Below are 7,130 nucleotides of genomic sequence, written 5' to 3'. Positions count from 1 at the left end.
ATACTAATAGATCGAAGGTTTATTCTAAAAGAGATGTAAGCGTGTTCTCGAGCACTGTATGAAGTTTTGAGGTTGTTATTAGCGTAATCCTTTATGGGGCGTAGCTCAGTTGGGAGAGCACCGCCTTGCAAGCAGGGGGTCAAGAGTTCGAATCTCTCCGTCTCCATTAAGTTCTTGTAGTACCTTGCAAGAACTTTTTTTATGAGAAAAATTTGAAAAAAATGTGAAGTTTTTGTGATTTTTCTCTTGAAAGCGACTAGATATTGTGTTATTATCATTAAGTCGCGTGGGTGAGGGACTCAAATCAATTTTGGGTTTTTCGCTTACGATTTAGGGGACTGGTCAAATGGTATGATAGGGGTCTCCAAAACCTTTGGTGGGAGTTCGATTCTCTCGTCCCCTGTTTGACTAAAGTGCTATAAACGTTGATTTTACGGCGTTTATGAGCACTTATTTTTTTGCTCATAAATCAAAAGTCACCGATTAAAGTCACGTAAACGTTCATGCAATGACACATATAAATACAATTAAAAATCCGAGGCTTTGAAAAAATCTCTGTAAATTTAATATAAGACATTCAAGATAGGGTCTTCTATGATAAATTTTTTAAACATCAAGGAGGCCCATTTTATTATGATATCCAAACAGCTGAGCCAGCTATATGAAGTAAAGCCGCTGAGTAAAATTGTCGAGAAAAAATGCTACTATAATGGCAAAACATTGGAAAATATAAGTAATAGTGATATAATAGTAGCAATTACGGGAGGTAAAATATGGATGTTAATATGAATTATTTATGGGATACACCAACAGATGTTGCTATGAGATTAGCAAGCAGGCTAAAAAGTATCCGTAAAAGAAAGAAAATCACACAAAAGGAGTTGGCCGGAAGAAGCAATGTTAGCTACGCTACACTTCGAAAGTTCGAAAAAACAGGGCAGATTTCACTTGAATCTTTTATAAAACTAGCAATGGAGTTGGGGGTCATTCAAGAGTTGAATTCACTTTTTACAGAACCTGTGTATACCAGTATTGAGGAGGTTATAAATGCGAGTAAATAAAACGCTGGATGTTTACTATCATGGGATGCAAGTAGGAACACTTGCAGAAACTCCAGATAAAAGAATTGCATTTCAATACTCATCAGAATGGCAGAAAAATGGATTCTCTATAAGTCCGTTCTCGTTGCCATTGCGAAATGATGTATTTGTGCCTAATGAACGTTCATTAGAGCGTTTTGGTGGATTGTTTGGGGTATTTGCAGACAGCTTGCCTGATAGCTGGGGCCAATTATTATTAGATAGACATTTAGAAACACTGGGAATAACAAGAAGTGGAATATCTACAATAGAAAGGCTTGCTTATGTAGGGAAGAATGGTATGGGAGCACTTGAATACCTGCCGTCCAAAGAATCCGATTTCGATTTCAAGGGTATAGGACTAGATTTTGATACTATTGCTAAAGAATGTGAAAATATCCTTTCATCTAAAGAATCAAATCAACTGGATATACTTTTTAAAATGGGTGGGTCTAGCGGTGGAACCAGGCCCAAAATTCTTATTTCTGAAAACAATAGGGACTGGATAATAAAGTTTCCATCAAAGAGTGATCCAGAAATAAGTGGGAAAAGAGAATTTGATTATTCATTGTGTGCAAAGGGTTGCGGTATTTCTATGACAGAAACCGAATTGATTCCATCAACTGTATGCGAAGGATATTTTAAAACTGAGCGTTTTGACAGAAGAGATGGTGAAAAGATATTTACAATTACATTTGCTGCGCTATTAGAAGCTGATTTTCGCGCACCATCATGCGATTATGAGACATTCTTTAAATTGACTAAAGTGCTGACAAAAGATGCAATTTATGACAAGGAGCAAATGTATCGCATTATGTGCTTTAATATAGCTGCTCATAACAGAGACGATCATACAAAAAATTTCTCATTCACACATTCGGACTTAAATGGATGGAAGCTAGCTCCTGCTTATGACATTACATACAGTGACACATATTGGGGAGAGCATACTACATCTGTAAATGGTAAGGGAAAAGATATCACTAAGGAAGATTTGATTAAAGTTGGATGTGATGCTGGATTGACAGAAAAATTCTGTTTAGATTGTCTTGAGGAAATAGAAGAAAAAGTAAAAATGTTAGATAACTACCTTAAGCCAAATCATAGAAAAACAAAAGAGCATATCCATTTCAAGGAACGCATTTCAGAAATCAATGGTCTATAAAAAATAAGATATTCATAAAAGAAATGTAAAGTTAGGAACAAAAAATTTTGACTGCCGAGTAAAGGATGGAGGGGTAGTTCCAGAGGTATCTTGAGGATGGCCTAGCAGTGAAAATCGTGGAAGTGTCTCTTGAGCAAATTGCTTCTTATGGATTAAGGGAAGAGCTGATTAATCAGGGCTATCATCCATGTGGTAGATGCCATCCGTAAATACTCGAATATTAGACTTGACTATTTTAAAGAAGAGGACTATAACATAGTCGAACACGAGAAAATACGAAACGCCAATTGAATATCGACATTCCGCAAATTTCCCTGCTCAAATATTTGTATTTTAGGAGGAAGAGACAAATGGATACTTACAGAGTACAAAGACGTGACATGGAAAAGAAAGCAAAGAGGTTGAGAAGAGAAGGCTACGTTACAGGTAACCTGTTCGGTAAGGATATCGAACAATCAATCCCACTCCAGTTCGAGGTTAAAGAGGCTGAAAGCTTAAGAAAGAGTGGACACACTCAGATGACCCTTGATTTGGAAGGAAAGAAGTACAATGTGTTACTTAAGGAGCTACATTATGATGCAGCCAAGCATCAGATTGTAGAGATGGATTTCCAGGAGCTTGTTAAAGGCGAGGTTATCCATGCAACAGCAGAGGTTGTTCTTGAAAACAAGGAAGCAGTTACAGAAGGTGTTTTAGAGCAGCTAGTATCAGAGGTGGCTTACAAAGCAAAGGCCGAAGATGTAGTTGAGAAGATTGAAATAGACTGTAGCTCACTGAGACTTGGTGATACAGTAACGGTTGCAGATCTTGCTATTTCAAAGAATAAGAAAGTTGATGTAACCACAAACGCTGACCAAGTAGTTGTTGAGGTTATTGCAGCAAAGAATCAGGTTGCTGATGCTGAGGATGAGGATTCTGCTCAGGCAGCTTCATAGGGAATAGTGTCGTAAGGAGTCTCCAAGTTGGAGGCTCCTTTTTAACTGCTCATTTCAAAAGTTGGCATAGCATCGATGACATGGTGAACAATTGTGAACATATGCAAAGAGGACCAGTTTGTGCTATAAATGTGGGCTGCATGAAGCCTTGGATGAATTATGAGCCTAGGACATTAAAAGAAATTATAGATGGTTACAGCCTTTGCACCTGCTAATATAAAAGATGTAAAAAGTGCACTATAATAAAATGAAATATTAAAGGATGGTATAAAAATATATGGAAAATGTTAAGTATGATGGCTATTACTTGGGGAGATATATTTGGATTACGAAATAAAATAGTTCAGGATTATGGGCAGGTGGATTTAAAGATTGTCTATAAAACATTAGTGTATGATAATTTATAGAAAAATATTGCTAAAACTGTCATAATTGAAAGCAAATGAAGAAGTGACATCAATTAGTGGAGACAACCAGAATGAAAATCATGGTTAGTGCTTGCCTGCTAGGGCAGAATTGCAAATACAATGGTGGCAACAACTACAGCAAGAAGATTGCACAGTACACAAAGGGGCACGAGGTGATTCCAGTTTGTCCAGAGGTGGCAGGTGGGTTGACTACTCCTAGGATACCTTGTGAGATTGTGAATGGGGTTGTCACTAATAAAAATGGCGAAAGCAAGGATAAAGAATTTAGAACTGGTGCTCAGCTTAGTCTGCAGAAAGCACTGGATGAAAAAGTAGACATGGTGATTCTTCAATCAAGAAGTCCTTCTTGTGGAGTGAAGCAGATTTATGATGGCAGTTTCACAGGAAAGCTCATTGATGGCCATGGAGTGTTTGCAGAGCTGCTGATTCAGAATGGAATTAAGGTGTTGGATGTGGAGGATGCTAAAAAGTATAAGACGGTTGAAGCTATTAGGCGGGTTCATCCATAGGAGGAACCGGTGATTAACGCGATAAAACTTAGTTAGTGATGGGAGAATTATTTTGAAAAAGGGGATAAGAATTCTATATTTCATAACTGTCGTAATAAGTGCTTTAGTAGGTCTTTGGCATTTCTTTGTACCATGGATGTTTCAATGGTACGACTATCTCCCGATGCAATATGAGAACCTAATAGTGGGTATAGATTATACGAACTATTGCTTCTCTTTATTGCTGTTTGGACTAAGTGTCATGCTTATAGTTTTAGGAAAAAGAGCATTGGCAATGAATCGTGAAGTGATTTATTTTTACTTCTTCCTAACAGTGGTTTGGATATTTAGAGCATGTCTTGCCAGCTTTATTGAACCGTGGCCATTACAACCTATTCCAGCAGCTGCAATTGGACAGTTGATTGCTTCGGATATTTTGGCAGTTATGATGGTAGTTGTAAGCCTGAACTTTATTAAAGATATTAGAAGGAATTGATGAGATTAGCACCTAAGAAAAAGTAGAAAGAGATAAGTGCATAATGACAGAAGAGATTTTTGACATCGTAGATGAAAAGGGACAGCCTACAGGAGAGACAGTGACTAGATCGCAGGCTCACGCTGAAGGTGTTAGACACAGAACTGCTCATATATGGGTGGTTCGTGACAATGGAGACAAAACGGAGGTACTTTTGCAGAAGAGAGCTTTAAACAAGGACTCTTTTCCAGGCAGATATGATACTTCATCAGCTGGTCATATCCAGGCGGGTGATGAGCCGTTGGAATCTGCAATAAGGGAGCTTTCTGAGGAGCTTGGTATTCAGGCTGATACAGATGATTTGAATTTTGCAGGAACATTTCCTATTCAGTATGAGAAGGAATTTCACGGCAAGATGTTCAAGGACAATGAGATTGCATTTGTATATGTGTATGATGAAGATGTAGACATTGATAAACTTACTATCCAGAAGGAAGAACTGGATAGCGTGGAATGGTTTGACCTGGAGGAAGTGTATCAGGCTTGCCAGCCACCGAGGGATGAGAAGTTCTGCGTTCCTATGGGTGGGCTGGAGATAGTTCGTAAATACGTTAGTAATCAAGAGAATGTGGCTAAGAGTATGTCTTTAGGAATATCTATGGGTATGCTTTTTGGAATGGCTATTGGAATTACCACTCACAAGATTGGCACATGTATGTGTGCAGGAATGATGTTGGGAATGATTCTTGGTTTGGTCAATGGAACAAGGAGGATTAGAGGCTGATTTAGTCAGTCTCTTTTTCATTGGATTTTATTTTTACATTTTAGAGAATGCTTGAGTAGTGCGGTTAGGCTGCTGAGGGAGTTTGTTGAGGGATAGGGATATTTCTTGACAATGCTTACATATATAGATACACTATACATACAACTATAGTGTATCTATATTACGAGGGAACAATATGGGAGCAACATATACAGCAGCACAAAAAGCTGCAACTCAGAAATATATAAATTCTACAGATCAAATAAGAGTTCGTACTGGTAAGGGTAATCTAGATTTTATTAAGAATCATGCCAAGGATATGGGAGAAACTCTTGGAGAATTTGTAAATAGAGCAATAATAGAGGCAATCTATCGTGACAGAGGAGATATCCTCGTTGAGAAAACACATAGTGATGAGTATGGGATATCTGGAAATCTACTTTTATCAAGTGATAATCATTATGAAATTGATTTTGTCTCGGATGGTAGAAGAATGATTAGGGTTTTGGATAAGCAGAATGATGTACCTTCAAATTATATTTCTGATTATGCTTGGATGGCGTTGGAAAACGAGTATGAAAATGAATTGTTAGGTGGTGAGTAAGATGGCAATGTATACACTTATGCGAAAAAATGAAGAAATAATGATGCTTCAAATTGGCGATGATGGAAATATCGTAAAACTTGGTAAAAAGTCTAATACTGCCATTTCGCCATTGCAGAACAGAACAAGTCCTAGAGGAATTATAGAATGGTGGAGAGATAGAGCAATTCCAATTAAGCAAGGAAAGATTGAAAAGATGCTTAGGGAAAATGGAATTGAGACAAATGGATTATATCTTACTCATAATTTGGGGTTGAGTTTAACGGATTATTATTGGATTAGGCCAATTGGCTCTGAGTTAACCTGGGAAGATGTTAACCTCTTTGACAATGATTTTAAAGAGAATTTGCTCCTTGGAAAGATTAATTATAATGATAATGAGGTTGAGGAATATCAGCCTAATTCTTCATTGCAAGGAAATCTTGAAAAGACTTGGATTATCGACAATGGAATTAGAAAACTAGTAAAAGGAAATCATGATATATATTCTAGCGAGAGCATAAACGAAGTTATTATTGGTGACGCGATTGTAGCACAAGGTCGTGATGCTGTAACATATTCGTTGCTTCACATTGATGGAAAAAATTATGATTATGGATGTATATCAAGCTTGTTTACATCACAGCAAAAAGAACTTGTTTCAGCTTATGCAGTAATGACTAGTGAACTTAAACCTAATAACATTTCTGGATATGAACATTTTATTAATGTTTGTGATAAGAATGGGTTAGATAGAAATATTGTTAGAGAGTACTTGGAATTTGAAATTCTTATTGATTTTATTTTTAGTAATAGAGACAGACATCTGACAAATATTTCAATCTTACGTGATGCAGATACCCTTAAGTTTATCTCTATGGCTCCAATTTATGATAGTGGTAAGAGTATGCTTGTGGGACGAGATATAGTACCAGTAACAGATAAATTTGTATTATCTCAAGAGTCTCAGGGATTTAGGGAGCATGAACTAGACCTATTAAAATATGTTCAAAACAGAAAGCTAATCGATGTAAATTTACTTCCTAAAGTAGAATATATTGAAGAAATGTACCACAAAGATTCTCAAGTTAGTGAGGAACGAATTAAGTTTGTAAAAGAAATGTATCTACGAAAAATAGATATGTATGAAAGATTTGCTAATGGAGAAAATTTGAGTGCAATAAGATTCTAAGGATAATTGAATAACATTACAT

The 7,130-nt window shown here is 36.8% G+C and carries 9 protein-coding genes, 1 tRNA gene and 1 other annotated feature (1 of these 11 running past the window's edge); all 10 genes read left to right on the top strand.

What is annotated here, in order from left to right; all coding sequences use genetic code 11:
- Positions 1-15, top strand: a sequence feature (most likely nonfunctional fraction of RNA operon); it begins 893 nt to the left of the window's first position.
- Positions 16-332: 317 nt separating this feature from the next.
- The 10 genes from FXF36_RS14700 to FXF36_RS14650 all read left to right on the top strand — a co-directional run bounded on the left by FXF36_RS14700 (position 333) and on the right by FXF36_RS14650 (position 7,108).
- Positions 333-403 (top strand) — tRNA-Trp (locus FXF36_RS14700).
- A gap of 370 nt (positions 404-773) precedes the next feature.
- Positions 774-1,061, top strand: a complete 288-nt coding sequence (locus FXF36_RS14695) for a helix-turn-helix domain-containing protein (RefSeq protein ID WP_243143528.1) — start codon at positions 774-776, stop codon at positions 1,059-1,061.
- A complete protein-coding gene (locus FXF36_RS14690) occupies positions 1,048-2,244 on the top strand; it encodes a type II toxin-antitoxin system HipA family toxin (protein WP_151625372.1) in 1,197 nt (398 codons plus the stop codon). Before FXF36_RS14695 ends, FXF36_RS14690 begins: the two co-directional genes overlap by 14 nt.
- A gap of 350 nt (positions 2,245-2,594) precedes the next feature.
- Positions 2,595-3,179: a 50S ribosomal protein L25 gene (locus tag FXF36_RS14685; RefSeq protein ID WP_151625370.1), complete on the top strand. Its 585-nt coding sequence runs from the start codon at positions 2,595-2,597 to the stop codon at positions 3,177-3,179.
- Between the two features lie 284 nt (positions 3,180-3,463).
- Entirely contained in the window at positions 3,464-3,586 is a 123-nt protein-coding gene (locus tag FXF36_RS16955; protein WP_317617414.1) for a HepT-like ribonuclease domain-containing protein, read from the top strand.
- A gap of 71 nt (positions 3,587-3,657) precedes the next feature.
- Entirely contained in the window at positions 3,658-4,116 is a 459-nt protein-coding gene (locus FXF36_RS14670; RefSeq protein ID WP_151625368.1) for a 2-thiouracil desulfurase family protein, read from the top strand.
- Between the two features lie 52 nt (positions 4,117-4,168).
- Positions 4,169-4,591, top strand: coding sequence for a hypothetical protein (locus tag FXF36_RS14665; protein ID WP_151625366.1), 423 nt, complete (start codon positions 4,169-4,171; stop codon positions 4,589-4,591).
- 43 nt (positions 4,592-4,634) lie between these two features.
- Positions 4,635-5,354 carry an NUDIX hydrolase gene (locus tag FXF36_RS14660; protein WP_151625364.1) on the top strand — a complete coding sequence of 240 codons (720 nt, stop codon included), beginning with the start codon at positions 4,635-4,637 and terminating at the stop codon, positions 5,352-5,354.
- A 175-nt stretch (positions 5,355-5,529) separates the two neighbouring features.
- Positions 5,530-5,937: a hypothetical protein gene (locus FXF36_RS14655; RefSeq protein WP_015549251.1), complete on the top strand. Its 408-nt coding sequence runs from the start codon at positions 5,530-5,532 to the stop codon at positions 5,935-5,937.
- 1 nt (position 5,938) lies between these two features.
- The gene (locus FXF36_RS14650) at positions 5,939-7,108 is read left to right on the top strand and encodes a hypothetical protein (protein ID WP_151625362.1); all 1,170 of its coding nucleotides are present in this window, start codon (positions 5,939-5,941) and stop codon (positions 7,106-7,108) included.
- Positions 7,109-7,130: the final 22 nt, after the last annotated feature.

This window comes from Pseudobutyrivibrio xylanivorans (genome assembly GCF_008935055.1).
GTDB classification, from domain to species: Bacteria; Bacillota; Clostridia; order Lachnospirales; family Lachnospiraceae; genus Pseudobutyrivibrio; species Pseudobutyrivibrio xylanivorans_A.
The sequence above is the reverse complement of the archived record's forward strand: the minus strand, read 5'-3'. Positions and strand labels throughout refer to the sequence as shown.

Coding starts and splice junctions, on each gene's coding strand:
- FXF36_RS14695 (WP_243143528.1), top strand. CDS start 774: ATGGATGTTAATATGAATTATTTATGGGATACACCAACAGATGTTGCT.
- FXF36_RS14690 (WP_151625372.1), top strand. CDS start 1,048: ATGCGAGTAAATAAAACGCTGGATGTTTACTATCATGGGATGCAAGTA.
- FXF36_RS14685 (WP_151625370.1), top strand. CDS start 2,595: ATGGATACTTACAGAGTACAAAGACGTGACATGGAAAAGAAAGCAAAG.
- FXF36_RS16955 (WP_317617414.1), top strand. CDS start 3,464: ATGTTAAGTATGATGGCTATTACTTGGGGAGATATATTTGGATTACGA.
- FXF36_RS14670 (WP_151625368.1), top strand. CDS start 3,658: ATGAAAATCATGGTTAGTGCTTGCCTGCTAGGGCAGAATTGCAAATAC.
- FXF36_RS14660 (WP_151625364.1), top strand. CDS start 4,635: ATGACAGAAGAGATTTTTGACATCGTAGATGAAAAGGGACAGCCTACA.
- FXF36_RS14655 (WP_015549251.1), top strand. CDS start 5,530: ATGGGAGCAACATATACAGCAGCACAAAAAGCTGCAACTCAGAAATAT.
- FXF36_RS14650 (WP_151625362.1), top strand. CDS start 5,939: ATGGCAATGTATACACTTATGCGAAAAAATGAAGAAATAATGATGCTT.